The following is an 18371-nucleotide window of genomic DNA, read 5'->3' as shown; positions in this document are numbered from 1 at the left end:
GGGGCGGATCGGTTGGCCACTACCGTTCGGCCGCGGTCGGACTCGTAACCGCCGTACAAGGCAATGCGGGAGCCGTCCACCGCGATCGCTTCGACGCCGCGGACGTCGTTGTGCCACCCGGTCACCGCGTCCCCGGGCGTGCTCTCCGCGGAGGAAATTGCCATTCCGGAGCCATCGCGGCCGAGAAACGGGTCAATCCGTTCTCTCCCAGTGGCGGCGGACCGTCCGGTTCGCCCCAGCCGAGGTTGCCGAGGACGCCTTTGTCGAAGTAGCCCACCCAGATCTCGCCTCGGCGGGTCGTCCGCACGTGGACGATGGGGGAATGCGACCGAAAGCGACGGGATCCGCCCGATGACCGCCATGTCCGGTTCGTGCACTGTCACGCGTACCGCGCCGTGCCGCGGCGTCCGCGCCGGCGAGTCCGCCACGGCCGGCCACAACGCCACCACCTCGCCCGCCGACGTCTGCCGCCCTGAACGTTGACCACCCAGGCATTCGATCACGGCGCGGCTCGGCCGGTCCACGCATTTGATCGACGCCGGGCGTGGTGATCGCGGCGGAAACGGGCGTTTCCGCCGCGAATTTTCGCTTTCCCGGGTTGGCGGCGCCGCGTTTTCCGGATTCCGGAGCGCCGATGATCGGAATTGCCGTCCGCCCGGCCAATCAGCGCCGTGATCAGTCGGCTTATACGCCGGAAGACCATTCATCCGCCCCGAGCCGCCGTTCGCCGACATCGGGATGCCGCCTCGACAGGCTCGTCCATACACTCGAATCACTGGGCAAGTGCGTGTGGGGGAAAATGGAGCACTCACGACTGGTCGTCCATCGCACGGTACTCGCGGTGGATATCGAAGGTTACGGTCACCGGGGCAGGACCACGCCGCACCGGCTGGTGGCCCGGCAAGGGCTCGACCTCGCGCTACGCCGCGCGTTCACCGAGGTCGGGGTGCCCTGGTTCGACTGCAAGCACGAAAGCACCGGCGACGGAGCGCTCGTGCTGGTGCCGGCGCAGATCCTCAAAGGACTTTTCGTCGAGGTCCTTTCGGTGGCTCTCGCGCGGGAACTCCGGCGGCACAATGATACGCACCGAGCGGAGGAACGGATCCGGCTGCGCATGGCACTTCACGCGGGAGAAGTCGCCTACGACGACCAAGGAGCGACCGGACCCGCAATCAACCAGACATTTCGCCTGATCGAGGCACCTCCACTCAAGGCCGCTTTGGCCGAATCGCCGGGTGTGCTCGCACTGATCGTTTCGACGTGGTTCTTCGACGAAGTCGTCCGCAGCAGCACGATTGTGGACGCCTCGACATTCCGGCCGGCGAAGGTGGCCGTGAAGGAGACGGTGACCGTCGGCTGGATCAGCCTGCCGGATCACCCGTATCCGCCGAGCACCGCGGAGCTCGTTCCGGTGGACGCGGAGCAGCCGGAAGCGGCGGGCTTCCCGGCTCCGGTGAGCGGCCGCTCCACGCTGCCCCGTGACCTCCCGGCCTTCACCGGCCGCGGTCAGGAGCTGGCCGAGCTCACGGCGAAGGTGTCCACCGCCGCCGGGCAGGGCACGCTGGGGATGGCCGTCCACGTCGTGGACGGCATGCCGGGCATCGGGAAGACGACGTTCGCGGTCCGCGCCGCCTACCAGCTCGCCGGCTACTTCCCCGATGGCCAGGTCTTCCTCGAACTGCACGGCCACAGCCCCGGGCGGGCACCCGTGGATCCCGGTGACGCCCTGGCTTCGCTGCTGCACCTCTGGGGCGTCCCCGCGATCGACATCCCCGTCGGCCTGGACGATCGTGCCCGGTTGTGGCGCGAGAAGCTGGCCGGGCGGAAGATCCTGCTGCTGCTCGACGACGCCGTCGGCGACGAGCAGGTCCGGCCGCTGCTGCCCGGCAGTCCCGGCAGCCTCGTGCTGGTCACCAGCCGGCGGCGGATCGAGTCCGTGGCCGACGCCGGCCCGGTCTCGTTGCGGACCCTCCCGCCCCAGGACGCCGCCGCGATGTTCGAGCGCTACACCGGCGCGCACCACCACGATCACCGCGCCGTGGCCGAGCTGATGGCCATGTGCGGGTACCTGCCGCTGGCCATCACGCTCACGGCCGGCCGGCTGCGGAACCACCCCTGCTGGACACCCGGGCGGCTGGCCGCCGACCTCAGGTGCTCCCGCAACCGGCTCACCGTGCTCCGCGCGGGCAACCGGACCGTTTCCGCGGCGTTCGACCTCTCCTACCGGGACTTGAGCCCGGCCGAGAAACGGCTCTTCCGCCGTCTCGGGTCGCACCCCGGCACCCAGATCGAGGCGCGCGCGGCCGCGGCGCTCGACGGCGAAGACCCGGAACCGACCGGTGACCGCCTCGACGCGCTGTACCTCGACCACCTGCTGGAAGAAGTGGCTCCCGGGCGCTACCGCCTGCACGATCTGACGCGGGCGTACAGCCTGACCCTGAGCACCGAAGACGGTGACGACAAAGCGCTGGAACGCCTGCTCGACTACTACCTTTACGCGGTCCGGTCGGCGACCCGCTTCGTCGCCACCCGCGGCCCGCGCCCGGAAATCGCCGCCAAGGCGCCGGCGGGAACCCACGAATTCGAGACAGAAGCCGAGGCGATCGCGTGGTTGAGCGCGGAACGCGCCAACCTCGGTGCCTGCATCACCTACGCCGCGGTCCACGACCACCTGCACCGGGCCGCGGAACTCGCCGTCACGCTCCACCCCTACCTCGAGCAGCACGGGTACTGGCACGACGCCCACCGGATCGACCAAGCCGTGCTGGCCGCGGAACAAGCGGCGGGCAACCTCACCGACGAAGCGGCCACCCGCGCGGATCTGGGCCGGGTGCAAAGCCTGCTCGGGGACTACCCCGCCGCGGTCGAAGACCTGATCCGGGCACGCGAGTTGTACGCCAGATCCGGCGACCGCCTCGGCGAAGCCGCCGCGCTGACCGAAATCGGGTTCGCCCGGATGGAGCTCTCCGAGTACCCGGAAGCGATCGAGTACCTCACCCGTGCTCGTGCGCTGTACGAAAAGCTGGAGAACCCGTTCGGTGTCGCGGGCGCGGTCGTCAGCCTCGCGAGCGTGCAGTTCCGGCTCGGGCGGCACGACGCCGCCCGAGCCGATGGTGAACGGGCACTCGCGCTGTACGTCGAACTCGGCAACAGACTCGGCGAAGCCTTGAGTCTGCTCTGCATCGGCTGCACTTACGGTGTCTGCGGCGACTACGTGAGCGCGATCGAGATCTTCGACCAAGTGCTTTCCCTGTCCCGGGAGCTGGGTGACCGGTACACCGAAGCCAGAGCCCTGAACAACCTCGGCCGGATGCACTTCGAGCGCGGCAACTACGGCATGGCCGACAGCTGCTACAGCAGCGCCCAGATCATCTACAGCCGCTTGGACAGCCGGACCCGTGAAGCGGTCGCCCTGAACAACCTCGGCCGGCTGCACCACGCGGGCGGCAACTTCGGGCTGTCGCTCAGGTACCTGAAGCGCGCCCAGGTGCTGTTCGGCGACGACCGGGCGTGGCAGGCCGAGAACCTCAACAACCTCGGCGGCCTGGCCCTGGCCTGGCCCGAAGCGGGCGACCCCGGCGAGTTCTTCCGGCAAGCCCTCGACCAGTCGAGAGCCATCGGGATCCGCCTGCAGGAAGGACGAGCACTAGAAGGACTCGGACGCTGCTCGTTGAGGACCGCGGACGTCGCCGACGGCGCCGCCCGGCTGCGGGAGGCGTTGGCGGTGTTCGACGAGCTGAAGGCGCCGGAGGCGAAGGTGGTGAGGACCGCTCTCGCGAAGTTGGCCGACGCGTAGCCCGTCCTGCTAGCCCAGTCCTTCCAGAGCGGGGATGACGAGGACTCCGCCGGACAGCTGCGCGGTGTACTCGGCCCCGCCGGCGAAGTCCGGGGTCGTTCCCCAGTCGTCGAGGTAGCGGCGCCCGAAGTAGGCGAGGGCAAGCGGCTCGGTGATTTCGACGGGACGGTCTTCGACCAGGAAGGACAGGTCGTCTCCGGCGTCGGTGCTGATGAAGCCGAGGTACGGGTCCGCGAGCTCGGCGAGGGTGCCGATGAGCCGCGCCAGCAGCTCGATGCCGCGCCGGCCGGCCACCGCGTCACGGACCACGTCGATGTACTCGACGCTGATGAGAACCTGGACCGTCCAGTCCTTCTCCAGGCTGACCTCCGCGCCGAAACCCTGCTGCCACACCTCCAGCGCCGGGTTGTCCCCGTCGCCGGGCCCGCCCGACGGCGGAAGTGGCTCGGACACCGCGAAACCGTTGTCCTGCAGTGCTTCGGCCAGCCGCGCCACGTCCCCCGCCGACGACGGCGGACGCGACCCGTCGTACGGCAACCCCATGAAGTGCACGATGTCGTCCACGCCGTAGCTCCTTGTCCGCGCCGGCCACCGTCAGAAGCTTTCCACCCGGATCTTGCCACCCGCCTTGGTGATGGCGTCGATCCACCGCTGGGGAATCCGTTCGCGGGGTGCGCGGAACACGAACCAGACCTCGGCGTCCGGCCAGCGGGACTTGTGGCTCGCGACCTGGCGCGCCATCCTGTCCTCTTCCCGCTTCAGCGCCATCTCCTGGATCCTCTCGAACGTCTCCCGCGATTTCGGGTCGGTCAGCGCCTTGCCCGTCGGGAGCCTGGTCGCCAGGTTGGTGTCGTAGTCGAAGTTCTTGACGTCGAACACCTTCTGGCCCCGGCCGATGACGATGTCCACGCCCTCCGTCTCGGCCCTGGTGGCCGGGTGGGCGAAGCGCTCGCCGACCAGCGTCACGTCGGCGCCCTCGTCGAGCAGGATCCCGGTGAAGCGCAATTCGCCGATGGCGCCCGTGAGCTTCGTCTTGCCGGCCGCGAGGTCCTTGAGGACGAATTCGGCACCGGGGATGTCCTTGATCCGGTTGAACAGGGGCAGCACCTCGTCCGCGTTCCTGCCGAGCTGCTCGATCGCGCCGTCCAGGTGCGCCGTGAAGCGCGGATCCCGCCGAAGGGAGTCGATGATCCGCCGGGTGGCCGCCGAAAGGTGCCCGAGCGGGTCGTAGTCGGGGTCGACCGTTCTGCGGCTGGCGATCAGGTAAAGCGCGTAGTGCCCGGGAATCGCCCGGGGTTCGGCTTCGAACCGCTTGATCCAGCGGAACGTCGTCTTGAGCGCGGTGAGCTGGGCGAGCACGACCGGCACCGGCGCGCCCACCCGCTCGTTCGCCGCGGCGATGCCCTTCGCCGCCAGGAGCGCGGCCGGCAGTTCGGCGGCGTGCTCGAGGAGGTCGTCGGCTTCGGACTCGGCGCGGGTCCCGGCCCGCTCCTCCGTGCCCGCGAGGCCGTAGGACATCCGCAGGTAGGCCAGGAACTTCTGGAAGAGCCATTCCACCCCCGCCGCGATCCGCTTCATCGCCGGGTTGGTGGCCGCGAACTCCCGGACCATCCGCAGGACGCTGGTGATCCGCGGCAGCAGCGACCCCAGCGCCGAAAGCAGTTCGGTGATCCGGGCCGCCGCCTTGGTGAACAGCGCCGCCACGCGCTCGATGATCGGTTTGGCCGCGTAGCCGCCCGAGGTGAGGACGGTCAGGGCGACTTCGAAGACGATGACGCCGGTGACGTAACCGATCGACTCGCCGAGTTTGCGGTCCGGCTGGCGCAGGAACTTCATGACGCTGTCGAAGACCTGGGCCCCGGCCGCGCGGGCGGCGCGGGCGATCTGGGCCATGACGCCGCGGACCAGCTGGATGATGCGCCCCACGTCGATCGGGGCGGAGAAGAACGTCCGCACGGCGGGCCAGATGTCGTTCCTGATGTCGTCCCAGGTCCGCCGGATGGCGTTGACGAGTTCCAGGAGGGCGGGTGGCAGGCCGTGGATGACCGTCTTCGCCAGCCACGCGACCGCGTTGCCGATGAGCTTCGCGATGTCCCACAGCAGGACGAACGGCCCGCTGATGCCGTCCCACACGCCCTTGAGCAGGCCGAGGCCGTACCCGACGGTGAAGTCCCAGCTGCCTTCGGTGGCGATCTTGGCGAAGCGGTCCGCCAGCTGCTCCAGCTTCGCGAGGCTTTCTCCTTCGAGGGCCCGGTCGACGAAGCCGATCAGCGCTTCCCGGATGACCGCGCCGAGCGGGCCGAGCAGGGTGACGGGCATGAGCTTGAGCGCGCCCTTGACGATGGTGAGCAGGAACCGCAGGATCGGCTGCCGCATGCACGAGGGCAGCGCGCGCCACGCCGCGCCCTCGATGAGCCCCGCGATGCCGAAGGGGTTGGCCACGACGGAGATGACCTTCTTCAGCACGGTGACCAGCAGCGACCCGAGCCGCTTCAGGTGCGTCAGGCCGGTGGCGACCAGTTCACTCAGCGGGAACACGTTGCGGTTGACCCAGTCGAGCAGCCCGGAGGCTTGCTGTCCCAGCCAGTCCACGAGTTCCCGCAGCGGCCCGAGGATCGGCGCGCTGAGCTCGCCGGCCAGCCGCTGGAGGTCCTGCCACGCCGAGCTGAGCATGCCGCCCAGCCAGGCCGTCCCCTGTTTGATCTTCCCGACGACCGTGCCGACGCCGTCGATCAGCGGCGGCAGGATGTCGTTGACCAGCGCCTTGCGCATCCGGACCAGCGCGCCGGGTTCGGTCAGGTTCTCCCACAGCCACCGCGCGCCCTTGACCACGCCGTAGGCCGCCGCGCCCGCCGCGAGGAACGGCCCGGCCGGGGACAGCAGCAGGAGCACGCCACCGGCGATCTTCAGCGGCGTGGAGATCGGGCCCAGCTTGGCCTTGAGCCAGTCCCACGCCTCCTGCGCGCGGGCCTGGACCCACTGGATGATCCCGTTGCGGCCCTCGGGCCCGTCGCCGATGCCGATGACGTCCTTGAGCCAGTCCCACGCGGCGCCGACGGTGTCGCGGATCGGCTGGGTCTTGTCCCACAGCCACCGCGCGACCTGCTGGATCTTCCCCCAGACCGCAGAGCCCGTCCGGCCGAGCAGGTCGGCCACCGGCGCGCCGAGCCGGTCCCACAGCCCGCCGAGGAACTTCCCCGCGCCGCCCGCCAGGTCCTTGAGCTTGCCCAGCGCCCCGGCCTCGGCCGCGTCGATCCCGTCCACGACGTGGGTGATGCGGTCGGCGGCGCCGGACAGCACCGCGCAGCTGGTGCTGACGACCTTCGCCACGCCCGTCCGCATCCAGCCGAGCAGCACGCCGAAGACGCTCTTGAGCACGTCGACCGCGCCGCCGAGGGCCCGGACCGGCGCGGTCAGCACGGCGAAGAGCGACCGCATGGCGTTGGCCAGCTGGTCCCGCAGCCAGTTCCCGACGCCTTGGCGCAGGATCGGGACCAGCTCGGGGGCGAACCGTTCCAGCAGCGCCCACCCCTGGTCGGTGAAGAACCGCCCGACGGCACCCGCCTTGCGGCGGAACCACGCCCCCACACCGGATTCTTCGCGGGTGTTCGCCGCCGCGGGCGGGCCGGAGAGCGAAGTGGCGACCGCGGAGTTCCCGACCGTCTCCTGCGCGTCGCCCAGCAGAGCCGCGGCGGAAGCGTTGGTGGTGCCCAGTGCCCGGGCGGTGGCCGCGTTGCCCGCGCCGTTCTGCGGCCCGGTGCGCGCGGGCGCCGGAGCGGCCCGCGCCACGGTGGGTACCGGCCGCCGGGCCACGGCGGGCCGGGCGGGTGCCGTCAGCTTCGCGGTCGCGGCCATCGCCGGCAGCCCATGAGCGACATCCCTTCTCCACAAGGGATAAAGCAGGCCCAGACTGGCACGCCGTGCGTGTTCGGCCCGTCACCGAAGCGTCACCGGTCTTTCTCCGCGGCCACGGCGGACGCGGACAGCAGCGTCGCGGCGGAGAGCCCGCCCCAGAGCGCGGCCGGGCCGCGGGCGGCGAGAGCGGTGATGACCGCCGGGGAGACGGCGAGGCCGAAGCCCGTCGAGAGCTGGAAGCGGGCGAGGGCGCGGCCCAGCAGGTGGGCCGGCGCGAGGGCGGTGACGAGCGCGGTGGCGCTGCCCGCGTAGACGATCTCGCCGATCGTGCAGACCACGGACACCGCAGCGACGGCCGGGGCGCTCCAGCCGTCGCCCAGCGACGTCGCCGCGAGGAAGGCGAGGTAGGACGCGGCCAGCACCACGCCGCCGAGCGCCAGCACGGTCCGGCGCGGGAACCGGGACAGCCGCACGGTGATCGGCACCTGCAGGGTGACCACCAGCACCGTGTTGGCCACGAAGACGGCCGCCGCCCACACCGGGGACGCGTGCAGCTGGGTCACCAGGACCAGCGGGACCGCGATTTCCGGGACATTGAGGCAGAAGGCGTAGCTCACGTTGGCGGCCAGGAGCGTGCGCAGCCGCGGCGCGGGGCCGCCGACCGCGTCCGAGGTGGCGGCCGGCCGGGCGCGGAGGCGGACCGACCACGCCAACGTCGCCGCGGCGAGGTAGGCCAGGCCGGTGCCGGCCGCCATCACCCGTAACGCAGTGGTGCCGCCCGCCAGGCACGCGGTGGCCAGGAGGGCGCCCACGCCCAGGCCGGCGTTGCGCAGCGCGCGGCCGCCCGCGAGCGCGGCATCGCGTTCCCGCCCGTGGGCGACCGTGGCCACGAGAGCGGCGTGGGCGGCCGGCCACGCCTGGTTGCCGATGCCGAGGAAGAGCGCCGCCGCTGCGAACGGCCCGGCGTGCCCGGCCGGGGCAGTCAGCAGCAGGACCACGCCCGCGACCCGCACCAGCATCGACGCGGCCACGACCGTGCTGCGCGCGCCGCCGTCCAGCCAGCGGCCCACCGCGGGCACGCAGCACAGGCCCACGACGACGCCCGCCGTCATCGCGATGCCGGTGACCGGCGCGGACAGCCCGAGCACCGTCACCCCGTAGAGCAGCAGGAAGGGCCGCAGCAGGCCGGTGCCGAGCGAGTCCACGACCACGGCGACGGCGTAGCGGGGGCCGCCGGAAGCCCGGATGAGGGCGCGCGGGCCGATCTTGGTCGTCATGCCGTCCACGGTGCGGCCGGCCGCCGGTCCCGCCGCGTCGATTGACGAACACCGTCAACCGGCGCCGCCGCGGCCGCCCGGCCCGGTGAGAATGCGGGGATGACGTTGAGGATCGCCCTCGGCGGCCCGCCGTCCGAGCGGCTGCGGTTCGCCGTTTCGCCGCTGGCCGAGCTGACCGCGATGCTGCACGTGCTGGCCGAGCCGGCCCACCACCCGCGCCTCGCCGGCTGGGCCGCGGACGTCTGGGCCGGGTTGCGACCGGACCTGGCCGAGCGGCTGCGCGAGGCGGAGTTCCTCTGGCGTTCGTCGCGGGCCGACTTCCTGGTCCCGGCCGTCCCCCGCCCCACCCTCGCCGAGGAGCTGGACGACGTCGACCGCCTCGACGACGAGACCTACGTGACGGCCGCGCTCATCACGACGTGCGGCAACAACCGCGTCCACTTCGGCGCGCCGTCCCCCTTGTCCGACGCGACGGCGCGCGAGCGGGCCCTGGACCTCGCCCAAGCCCGCGGCGCGCGCCAGGAGGCGTTCGCGCAACGCCTGCTCGCCGACCCGGCGGCCGTGCGGGCGCGGGTGCGCGACACCCTCGAACAGTGCGCGGAGGCCTTCTTCGACGCCGCTTGGACCGGCGTCGCCGCGCAGCTCGCCGGGGACCTGCGCCTGAAGAGCGACCTGCTCCGCCGTGACGGCATCCCGGCGGCCCTCGCGTCCGTCTCCAGCTCCATCACCCTCTCCCCGGACGGCGACTGCCTCCTCGTGGACAAGCTCCAGGACAACGCGACCGCCGGTGCCGGGGTCGTCTTGATCCCCAGCGTCTTCGGCCACCCGCACCTGGTCGCGATCCACGCGCGCGGGCGGCAGCCGGTGGTGCAGTACCCGATCGCGGCACCGGATCCGGTGCCGCTGGAGACGGTCACGCTCCGGCTGTCGGCCCTGGCCCACCCGGTCCGGCTGCGCCTGCTGCGCACCCTGGCCCGCGGCCCGCACACGACCGGCGAGCTGGCCCTCGCCTGGGATCTCTCGGCGCCGGAGGTGTCCCGCCACCTCGCCGTCCTGCGCCGCGCGGGCCTGCTCACGACCCGGCGGGCGGGCCGGTATGTCCGGTACTCCGTCAGCCTGGCCGAGCTGCAGACGCTGGGCGCCGACCTGCTGGCGGCGGTGCTGCGATAACCCGTTGATCACCTCGGCGAGCGCGTGCCACGCTCCCGAAGTGGCCACCCCGCAGGAACCGTCCCTGACCGGCGACCCGACCGCGCTGGCGAGGCGGCTGGTCGACGCGCAGTTCCCGCGGTGGGCCGGACTGCCGCTGCGCCGGCTCGCGCCGGCCGGTTCCGACCACGTGATCCACCGGCTGGGCGAGGACCTTTCCGTACGGCTGCCCCGCCATCCGGGCGCGATCGGGCAGGCGAAGAAGGAAGCCGAGTGGCTGCCCCGGCTCGCCCCGCACCTGCCGCTCGCCGTCCCAGTCCCGGTGGCGGTGGGCGAACCCGGCTTCGGCTACCCGTGGCCGTGGGCGGTGTCGCGCTGGCTGGACGGCGAGGTGGCGACCGTCCAATCCCTTTCGGACTCCCGCGAAGCCGCTCGCGCGCTGGCCGGGTTCCTGACCGCACTCCACCGGTTCGACGCCGAGCCGATCGCGGACCTCACGCGCTCGCCCTTGACCGCGCGGGATTCGGCGACCCGGTCCGCCATCGCGAAAACCGCCGGCGTGTTCGACGCGGTGGCGATGACCGGCCTGTGGGACGCGGCCCTCTCCGCGCCCGCGGGCCGCCCGGCGTGGTGCCACGGTGACTTCCACACGGGCAACCTCCTGACCACCGGCGGCCGTCTCAGCGCCGTCATCGACTTCGGCGAGCTGGGCGTGGGCGATCCGGCCTGCGACCTGATCATCGCGTTCACGCTCCTGTCGGCCGGGACGCGAGCCACTTTCCGGGCCGCGCTGGAGGTGGACGACGCGACCTGGGTTCGGGGTCGCGGGTGGGCGTTGGCCACGGGGTTGAACGCTTACACGGTTTACGCGGCGGTCGATTCCCGCGTCGCGGCGCAGACGACCCGCCAGATCACCGAGGCCCTCGCCGGATGACGCTCCTTCAGCTGCCCGGCTCCCGTTTCACCAGGTACCGCAGCAGCACGCTCTCGCCGTCCGTGAGCACCGAAGCCAGCTCCAGCGCGGCCGGGTCCACCACCCCGCCGAGGGCCGCGCGGCTCGACGTCCCCGCCACCAGGAACGGCGCCACCGTCAACCGGAACTCGTCGACCACACCCGCCTCGATCAGCGAACCGAACAGCCTCGGCCCGCCCTCGCAATCGATGCGGCCCAATCCCTCCGCCACCAGCGTCGAGACCACGCCGACGCCCGACACCTCGGCCTCGCCCACCACGAACACCCGCGCGCCGTTCGAAGTCCACGCAGCGCGCAACGACTCGGGAGCCGCCGAAGACGTGAACACCAGCGTCGGGACCAGCGCCCGGGTGATCACCGGGGCGTCCGCCGGAAGGGACCGGCCCGACGTCACCACCGCCACCGGGGCGATCGGCGCCAGCCCGAAGCGACGTCGCCGCTCCGCCGTGCGCGCGTCCGGGCGCAGGCCCTCGAACCCCTCCGCCATCGCCGTTCCCGCGCCCACCAGGACGACGTCCGCCAGGTCGTTGCCGAGCCGGTAGACGATCCGGTCGGCCGAGGTCGAGAGGCCGCCCGACACGCCGTCGACGGTGATCGCGCCGTCCGCGCTGGACACGAAGTTCACCGCCACCCAGCGCGGGTCGGCCGGGTAGGCGTACAGCTGCTCGAGGTCCGCTTCGGCCAGTTCGCGCCCGGCCGGCCAGACCTGCCGGATCACTCCCACCGCAGCGCCTTCGCCGGCGGGCGGGTGCCCGCGATGCTCGCCGCCATCTCGGCGACGTGCCGGGTCGAGCGCGGGTGCGCCGTGCGGAGGATCGCCGCTCCGGCCGACGCCGTCAGCGCCGCCAGCGCCAGGCCCGCGGGGGTCCCGTCGCCCGCCACTCCGGCCAGCACCGGCACGTCCGGCGGCAGCGAAGGCGCCTCGCGCACCACCCCCACGTCCAGGACGGCACCCTCGGCGGGCACTCCGCACGCCACCGCGTCGGACACCGACGGTCCGGCGTAACCGGCCCCGAACCGGGCCGCGACCTCGGTCAGGTCGGCGCGCGCCAGGATCAGGTCGGCGCCGGCGGCACAACAAGCCGAAGCGACCGAAACGTCCGCGGTGTCGACCGCGAGAACCAGATCGGGAAAAGTTTCACGTGCCCACGCGACCAGGGGTTCGACGCCGGTTCCGGCGAAACCCACCAGGTCGGCGCCGTCCTCGACGGCGGCCCGGACCGCCTCCCGCGCCGCGTCGGGCTCCGGGAGCACCTGCACCACGGCCAGCACCAGCGCGTGGTCACTGCTCAACCGGCGGCCCCGGAAGACGAGGTCGGGGGTCTTCATCGCGCTCTCCCTGCTGGACATCCGTGCCTCGCGATCATAAGCGAGTCAGCAGGTGCGCACCTTCTTCGCCGTCAGGTGGCGGGGCACCGTCGCCGGGCCACCCGACTCTCGACGGACTTCTCAGGAGGCGAGCGCCTCGTTGATCGCCTGCAGTTCCCGTGCCGTGCGCGTGGCGGTGAATTCGATGACGTCGTACCGGGCGAGGCGCTGGACCACGAACGGGTCGCTGGCGAGCACGGCGTCGAGCTTGCCCCGCAGCATCGAGCGGGTCAGGATCACGTGATCGGCCGCGCCGTCACCCTTCCCGCAAACCAGGAACAGTCCTTTCGTGAATTGTTTGCGCACCCACTCCGAATGGTCCGGGAGCGCGTAGTCGACTTCTGTTTCGGGCGCTGTGTAGGTCAGCAGTGCGATGTACATGATTCGATGGTAGAACTCCCGAGGCCACCGCGCACCCGAAGTTCCGGTCAAGAAAACAGGAATTCCTTTACCAACACTTTTTCGACATTCTCGCCGATTGCCGTACGCCCGTCGTCGTACGTCCCGGTGTCGCCGCCGGGCCGACGCGGCGGAGGCCCGGACGGCGCGACACTCGAGACCATGAACGCACTGACGAGGATCTGGCACGACGGACGGCGGGCCGAGCGCGTCGCCTACGCCGTCGGCGCGGCGCTGTTCCTCAGCGGCGTGGTGCACGCGGTCGTCCTGCTCGCCACCGGCGGCTCGTGGCTGGGGCCGCTGTCGCTGCGCAAGGCCTTCACGTTCGGCCTGTCCTTCGGGCTGACGCTGGCGTCGGTGGCCTGGGCGACGTCGTTCCTGACCATCCGCGACCGGTGGCGCGCCGCGCTGCTCGGTGCGTTCACCACCGCGAGCGTCGTCGAAGTGCTGCTGGTCAGCATGCAGGCATGGCGCGGAGTCCCCTCGCACTTCAACTTCGAGACGCCGTTCGACAACGTCGTTTCGATGACGCTCGCCGCCGGCGGCGGGGTGCTCATCGTGGTCGTCATCGGCTTCACGGCCGCCGCGCTGGTCGAGCCGGGCCCGGCAGCGCCGAGCCTGCGCCTGGCTGTCCGCGCCGGCCTCGTCGTGCTGCTCGTCGCGCTGGCCACCGGCGCGGTGATGATCGGCCGCGGTGTCGTGGCGGCGCGCGGTGGAGACCCGCAACTGGCCTACACGACGGCGGGTTCGCTCAAGCCGCTGCACGCGGTCGCGATGCACGCGATCCTCGTGCTGCCCGCGCTCGCCTGGCTGCTGCGGTTCACCCGCTGGCCCGAGGCGCACCGGCTGCTCGTGGTCAAGGTCGCCGTCGCCGCCGACGCCGTGCTGACCGCCGTCGTCGGCGTCGAATCCTTCACCGGCGTCGACCCGCTCGCCGCGCCGCTGCCGGTCATGGGTCTCTCCGCGCTGGCCGCCCTCGCGCTGGCCGGCACCGGCGGCTACGCGCTGAGCGGCGTTGAACCGCGTTCCCGATTCGTACGTGTTCGCGATGGGAAGGCAAGGGGCCGGTAAAGCGGCGGACGGAGAACACGCGTGCGGCACGGCATGACCACCAGGGGCCTCTTCCAGCAGGGCGCGGCCCACAGCCCGTCGTTCTTCTCCGTGGCCAGGGCCATGGGACAGCACGCCGACGACCTCGCGGACTTCTGCATCCCTTGCAACCCGTACTTCCCGACCGACGAGATGTTCGGCGAGCTGGAGCGCAACCTCCGCACCATCCTCAAGTTCTACCCGAGCGACGCCGGCGCGATCACCGCGCAGCTGGCGAGCGTGCTGCGGCTCAACCCGTCGACGATTTCGCTCGCCAACGGCTCCACCGAGCTGATCACCTGGATCGACCAGCTGCTGGTGGATTCCAGTGTCGCGGTCCCGATCCCGACGTTCGGCCGCTGGACCGACCAGCCGCTGGAGACCGGCAAGCGCGTCGACATGTTCCTGCTCAAGGAAGCGGACAACTTCGAGCTGCGCGTGGACGAGTACGTCGACTTCATCAAGCGCCGCGGCTCCCGGGTCGCGGTGCTGTGCAACCCGAACAACCCCGACGGCGGCTACCTTTCGCGGCGCGAGGTGATCCGGTTCATGGACGCCCTCGAGGACCTGGACCTCGTGGTGATCGACGAATCGTTCATCGACTTCGTCGAGGTGGAGGCGAACGCGTCGGTCGCCGCCGAAGCCGTCGTGCGGCCCAACGTGATCGTGCTGAAGAGCCTCGGCAAGAACTTCGGGCTGCACGGCATCCGGTTCGGCTACCAGGTTTCGAACCCGGCGCTGACGCGAAAACTGTCGGCCGCGCTGCCGAAGTGGAACCTGAACTCCCTCGCCGAAACCGTGATCTTCATGCTCGCCGAGCACCGCGCGGAATACGAGGAAAGCCTCAAGAAGCTCGCGCTCGACCGGTTCATGATGAATTCGCAGCTGAACCAGTTCCAGGAACTGACGGTCTACCCGTCGCAGGCGAACTTCCTGCTCGTCAAGCTGCCCGGTTCGGTCGACGGCGCCGAGTTGTGCGACTACCTGCTCGCCGAGCACCACCTGCTGGTGCGCCAGTGCGGCAACAAGATCGGCATGACCAGCCAGTTCATGCGCTTCGGGGTGCGGCCGGACACCGAGGTCGAGCGGCTGGTCGAAGGGCTGCGCGGGGTCGAGCGGCTCGGCGGCGGGCGGCATTCGACGCCGACGATCGAACTCGTCTCGCACGCCCGCGAACCGGAACGGTCGATCAGCTGAGCACCTGGGCGATGGCCGACTTCCAGGCGAACACCCGGCCGTTCGCCGAACTCGACCGCGCCGGCCGCACGCGCCGCCTGCGCCGGCTCGCCGAAGCCGCGTTGACCGCCTACGACGTGCCGGTGGCCCGGCTGACCCCGCTGGCGCACGGCGTCAACACGGCGTTCCGCGTCGACGGCGCCGACGGCCACCGGTACGTCCTGCGGGTGCAGCGTCCCGACGGGCCGGGACCGGCGCGGGTGCGGTCCGAAATGGCCTGGCTTTCCGCGCTGCGCCGCGAAACCGACCTCGTCGTCCCGCTGCCGGTGCCGACGCGCGAGCGGGACCTGATCACCGTGGTCGCCGACCCGGCGGTGCCCGAACCCCGCACGTGCGTGCTCTGCCACTGGGTCGACGGCCGGTTCGTCGACGAGCGGCTCAGCGCGCCGCAGCTGTACGCGGTCGGCGAGTTCACCGCGCGGCTGCACCTGCACGGCGCCCGGATGAACGGCCTCGACCGCGGCCGCGTCGACGACCTCACCGACTTCGGCCGCACGCAGGTGGACGGCTTCTCCGCGGCGGTCGTCGAGCGGGCGGTGGCGCGGACGGGCGACGAGCGGATCCGGGACGCGGTCGCGCGCGCCTGTGCGGTGCGGGCCGAGCTGGGCTTCGGCTCCGACGCGTTCGGCCTGGTGCACGGCGACCTGCGCCAGGTGAACTACCTGTTCCACCGCGGCCGGGTGCGCGCGATCGACTTCGACGACTGCGGCTTCGGGCACTTCGCCTACGACCTCGCGGTGGCCCTCGCCGAACTCCGGCACCTGCCGCAGCGGGAAGAACTGCGCGAGGCGCTGCTGGACGGCTACCGGTCGGTGCGCCCGGACGCCGCCACGACCGACCCGCTGGTGCTGGCCGCGTTCGCCGGCCTCCGCCGCGTCCAGCTCCGCCTCCGCTGACCCGCACTTTCACGTGAAAGTGCGCGGCAGCGGAGGCGCCGCTTTCACGTGAAAGCTACGCGTTACAGCTTGGCGTTACAATTGCTACATGGCCGGACGATCGAGCAACGCCACCAGTACCCGCGACCGCCTGCTGCTGGCCGCCGGCCAGCTCCTGCACGAGGCGGGCGACGGGCCGGTGTCGACGCGGGCGATCTGCGAGCGCGCCGGCGTCCAGGCCCCCACGCTGTACCACCACTTCGGCAGCAAGCAGGGCCTGCTCGACGCCGTCGTGAACTACGGCTTCACGCAGTACGTCCAGGCGCCGGACGCGGGCGGCGACCCGGTGGACCGGATCCGCGAGGGCTGGGACCGGCACGTCGAATACGGCCTCGCGCACCCCGCGTTCTACGTGCTGCTCTACGGCCAGATCGAGCCCGGCGTGCCCTGCAACCTGACGTCGAGCGCGGAAGCGATGCTCCTGGAGCTGTTCACGCCGCTGGCGCGCGAAGGGCGGCTGCGGGTCGAGGCCGCGGAGGCCGCACGGCAGTTCGCGGCGGCCAACAGCGGCGTCACCCTCAGCCTCATCGCCCAACCGGAAGACAGCCGCGACCTGGGGATGTCCGCGCAGGTCAGGGAGTCCGTGCTGGCCGGGCTGCTCGCCGAAGAACCGGCCGGTGGCTCGTCCGTCGGGGCCCTCGCTGTCGCTTTGTCGACCGCGCTCGCGGACGACGTCGACGCCCTGACAACTACCGAGCGCCAGATGCTGCGGGAATGGCTGCACCGGATCGCGGGCTGACACTCATCGCTACATTTGCTACATTGCCGTCTATGGCAAATGTAGTGAACCAGTTCGGCCTGTTCCTCGCCCCGCACCGTGACGACGCGATCCGGAAGGAGCAAGCGATGGCGGCGGACGGCCTCGGCTACGGCACGGTCTGGCTCGGCACCGGCCGGAACTCGGTCGGCGACCTCGCCTTCGTCGAGGACCTGCTCGCTTCGACCGAGCGGATCACCGTGGCGACGGCGATCGTCAACATGTGGGTCGACGAGCCGGAAACCCTCGCGGAGTCCTATCACCGGCTCGCCGGCCGCTACGGAAAGCGCTTGCTGCTGGGCATCGGCGTCGGGCACCCCGAGTCCGTCACCGAATACCGCAGCCCCTACGACAAGATCGTCGACTACCTCGACCGGCTCGACGCGGCCGGCGTCCCGACCGGCGCCCGGATCCTCGCCGCGCTCGGCGACCGCGTGCTGAAGCTGGCCGCCGAGCGCACCGCGGGCGCGCACCCGTACCTCGTGCCGGTGGCGCACACGCGGCACGCCCGGTCGATCCTCGGCACGGGCAAGCTGCTCGCCCCCGAACAGAAGGTGGTCGTCGACGAAGACCCGGCGGCCGCGCGCGCCATCGGCCGCCCGTACGTCCAGAACCCGTACCTGGGCTTGCAGAACTACGTGAAGAACCTCCTGCGGCACGGGTACACCGAAGCCGACGTCGCCGACGGGGGCAGCGATCGCCTCATCGACGACCTGGTGCTACACGGCTCGGCAGAGACGATCGCGAAGGGCCTTCGGTCCCATGTGGACGCCGGGGCGGACCACGTCGCGGTGCAGGTGCTCGGCCCGTCACCCGACGTCGAACTGGTGCACCAGCGGCAGCTCGCCGAGGTGCTGCTCTGATCAGTCCGGGGCCGGGGCCAGCGCGTTCAGGGCGTTGACGATCGTGCGACGCCCCAATGTGGCGTTGGGTGCATCTGACGCACCGAACGCCACATTGGTTGCGTCCAACGCACCGAACGCCACATTGGGGCGCTCGAAAGCCCCGCGGGAGCCGGGACAGTTCGTACTCAGGCGCCGCGATCCCCGTTCTCTCGCCTCCGGGCGAAGCCGGTCGTGAACGCCGACGAGCGGTTCTCGTCGTCGAGCCGGTGCAGCTCGACGACGGGCAGGACCCGGGTCGTTCGAGCCTGGTACTGCGCGAACCCCGGTTCCCGCTCGACGACGGCGGCGAACAGCGCGTCGCGGTCCGGCGGCAGCGCGGCCATCGCCTCGAAGGTCTCCGCGTCCGTTTCCACGGTGACCAAAGGATTGTGGCGGATGTTGTGGTACCACGCGGGGTGCTTCGGCGAGCCCAGCGCCGAGGCGACGACGACCAGTCGGCCGTCGATGTCCAAGTCCCCCAAGGGAACCCGGTGCGGGCGGCCCGTGCGGGCGCCGGTGGTGGTGAGGTGGATCAAAGTGCTCCTTTGGCGATGAAAGGTGATCGCCGGAGGCCGTGAGCCGACACGGAACGGGCGCGCGGAGGGCACACTCCTGCCAGGGAAAGGCAGAACGTGTCGACTTCAAGGGGGCTT

At 71.4% G+C, this 18371-nt stretch carries 15 protein-coding genes; 8 read left to right on the top strand and 7 right to left on the bottom strand.

The window, feature by feature from the left end:
• Positions 1–841 precede the first annotated feature (841 nt).
• The gene (locus tag H4696_RS42945) at positions 842–3796 is read left to right on the top strand and encodes an ATP-binding protein (protein WP_086862479.1); all 2955 of its coding nucleotides are present in this window, start codon (positions 842–844) and stop codon (positions 3794–3796) included.
• A gap of 9 nt (positions 3797–3805) precedes the next feature.
• On the opposite strand, the gene H4696_RS42940 is transcribed toward H4696_RS42945, so the two are convergent.
• The 3 genes from H4696_RS42940 to H4696_RS42930 form a co-directional block, all read right to left on the bottom strand.
• The gene (locus H4696_RS42940) at positions 3806–4360 is read right to left on the bottom strand and encodes a hypothetical protein (protein WP_086862480.1); all 555 of its coding nucleotides are present in this window, start codon (positions 4358–4360) and stop codon (positions 3806–3808) included.
• A 30-nt stretch (positions 4361–4390) separates the two neighbouring features.
• Positions 4391–7651 carry a hypothetical protein gene (locus H4696_RS42935; protein ID WP_086862481.1) on the bottom strand — a complete coding sequence of 1087 codons (3261 nt, stop codon included), beginning with the start codon at positions 7649–7651 and terminating at the stop codon, positions 4391–4393.
• Positions 7652–7743: 92 nt separating this feature from the next.
• Positions 7744–8928: an MFS transporter gene (locus H4696_RS42930; protein WP_086862498.1), complete on the bottom strand. Its 1185-nt coding sequence runs from the start codon at positions 8926–8928 to the stop codon at positions 7744–7746.
• Positions 8929–9027: 99 nt separating this feature from the next.
• Between H4696_RS42930 and H4696_RS42925 the strand changes: the two genes are divergently transcribed.
• Positions 9028–10098 carry a helix-turn-helix domain-containing protein gene (locus H4696_RS42925; RefSeq protein ID WP_086862482.1) on the top strand — a complete coding sequence of 357 codons (1071 nt, stop codon included), beginning with the start codon at positions 9028–9030 and terminating at the stop codon, positions 10096–10098.
• Positions 10099–10138: 40 nt separating this feature from the next.
• The gene (locus H4696_RS42920; protein ID WP_249027093.1) at positions 10139–11011 is read left to right on the top strand and encodes an aminoglycoside phosphotransferase family protein; all 873 of its coding nucleotides are present in this window, start codon (positions 10139–10141) and stop codon (positions 11009–11011) included.
• A gap of 7 nt (positions 11012–11018) precedes the next feature.
• On the opposite strand, the gene H4696_RS42915 is transcribed toward H4696_RS42920, so the two are convergent.
• From H4696_RS42915 to H4696_RS42905, 3 genes are all read right to left on the bottom strand, one after another.
• Positions 11019–11768: a dihydrofolate reductase family protein gene (locus H4696_RS42915; protein WP_086862484.1), complete on the bottom strand. Its 750-nt coding sequence runs from the start codon at positions 11766–11768 to the stop codon at positions 11019–11021.
• Entirely contained in the window at positions 11765–12379 is a 615-nt protein-coding gene (locus H4696_RS42910; RefSeq protein ID WP_086862485.1) for a dihydropteroate synthase, read from the bottom strand. Before H4696_RS42910 ends, H4696_RS42915 begins: the two co-directional genes overlap by 4 nt.
• Positions 12380–12499: 120 nt before the next feature.
• On the bottom strand, positions 12500–12799 hold the full coding sequence (locus H4696_RS42905; protein ID WP_086862486.1) for a YciI family protein: 300 nt from the start codon (positions 12797–12799) through the stop codon (positions 12500–12502).
• Between the two features lie 180 nt (positions 12800–12979).
• Between H4696_RS42905 and H4696_RS42900 the strand changes: the two genes are divergently transcribed.
• The 5 genes from H4696_RS42900 (at position 12980) to H4696_RS42880 (ending at position 17697) form a co-directional block, all read left to right on the top strand.
• Complete coding sequence (locus tag H4696_RS42900) at positions 12980–13888, top strand: hypothetical protein (RefSeq protein WP_086862487.1); 909 nt, start codon at positions 12980–12982, stop codon at positions 13886–13888.
• Positions 13889–13921: 33 nt separating this feature from the next.
• On the top strand, positions 13922–15103 hold the full coding sequence (locus tag H4696_RS42895) for a pyridoxal phosphate-dependent aminotransferase (RefSeq protein WP_225955970.1): 1182 nt from the start codon (positions 13922–13924) through the stop codon (positions 15101–15103).
• 11 nt (positions 15104–15114) lie between these two features.
• A complete protein-coding gene (locus tag H4696_RS42890; protein ID WP_086862489.1) occupies positions 15115–16038 on the top strand; it encodes a phosphotransferase enzyme family protein in 924 nt (307 codons plus the stop codon).
• Positions 16039–16126: 88 nt separating this feature from the next.
• Positions 16127–16816, top strand: coding sequence for a TetR/AcrR family transcriptional regulator (locus tag H4696_RS42885; protein WP_086862490.1), 690 nt, complete (start codon positions 16127–16129; stop codon positions 16814–16816).
• Positions 16817–16848: 32 nt separating this feature from the next.
• Entirely contained in the window at positions 16849–17697 is an 849-nt protein-coding gene (locus tag H4696_RS42880; protein WP_192782839.1) for an LLM class F420-dependent oxidoreductase, read from the top strand.
• Between the two features lie 167 nt (positions 17698–17864).
• Here H4696_RS42880 and H4696_RS42875 read toward each other — a convergent pair whose 3' ends face one another.
• On the bottom strand, positions 17865–18254 hold the full coding sequence (locus H4696_RS42875; protein ID WP_086862491.1) for a nitroreductase/quinone reductase family protein: 390 nt from the start codon (positions 18252–18254) through the stop codon (positions 17865–17867).
• Between the last annotated feature and the right edge of the window lie 117 nt (positions 18255–18371).

The organism is Amycolatopsis lexingtonensis, assembly GCF_014873755.1.
Lineage (GTDB): Bacteria > Actinomycetota > Actinomycetes > Mycobacteriales > Pseudonocardiaceae > Amycolatopsis > Amycolatopsis lexingtonensis.
The sequence above is the reverse complement of the archived record's forward strand: the minus strand, read 5'-3'. Positions and strand labels throughout refer to the sequence as shown.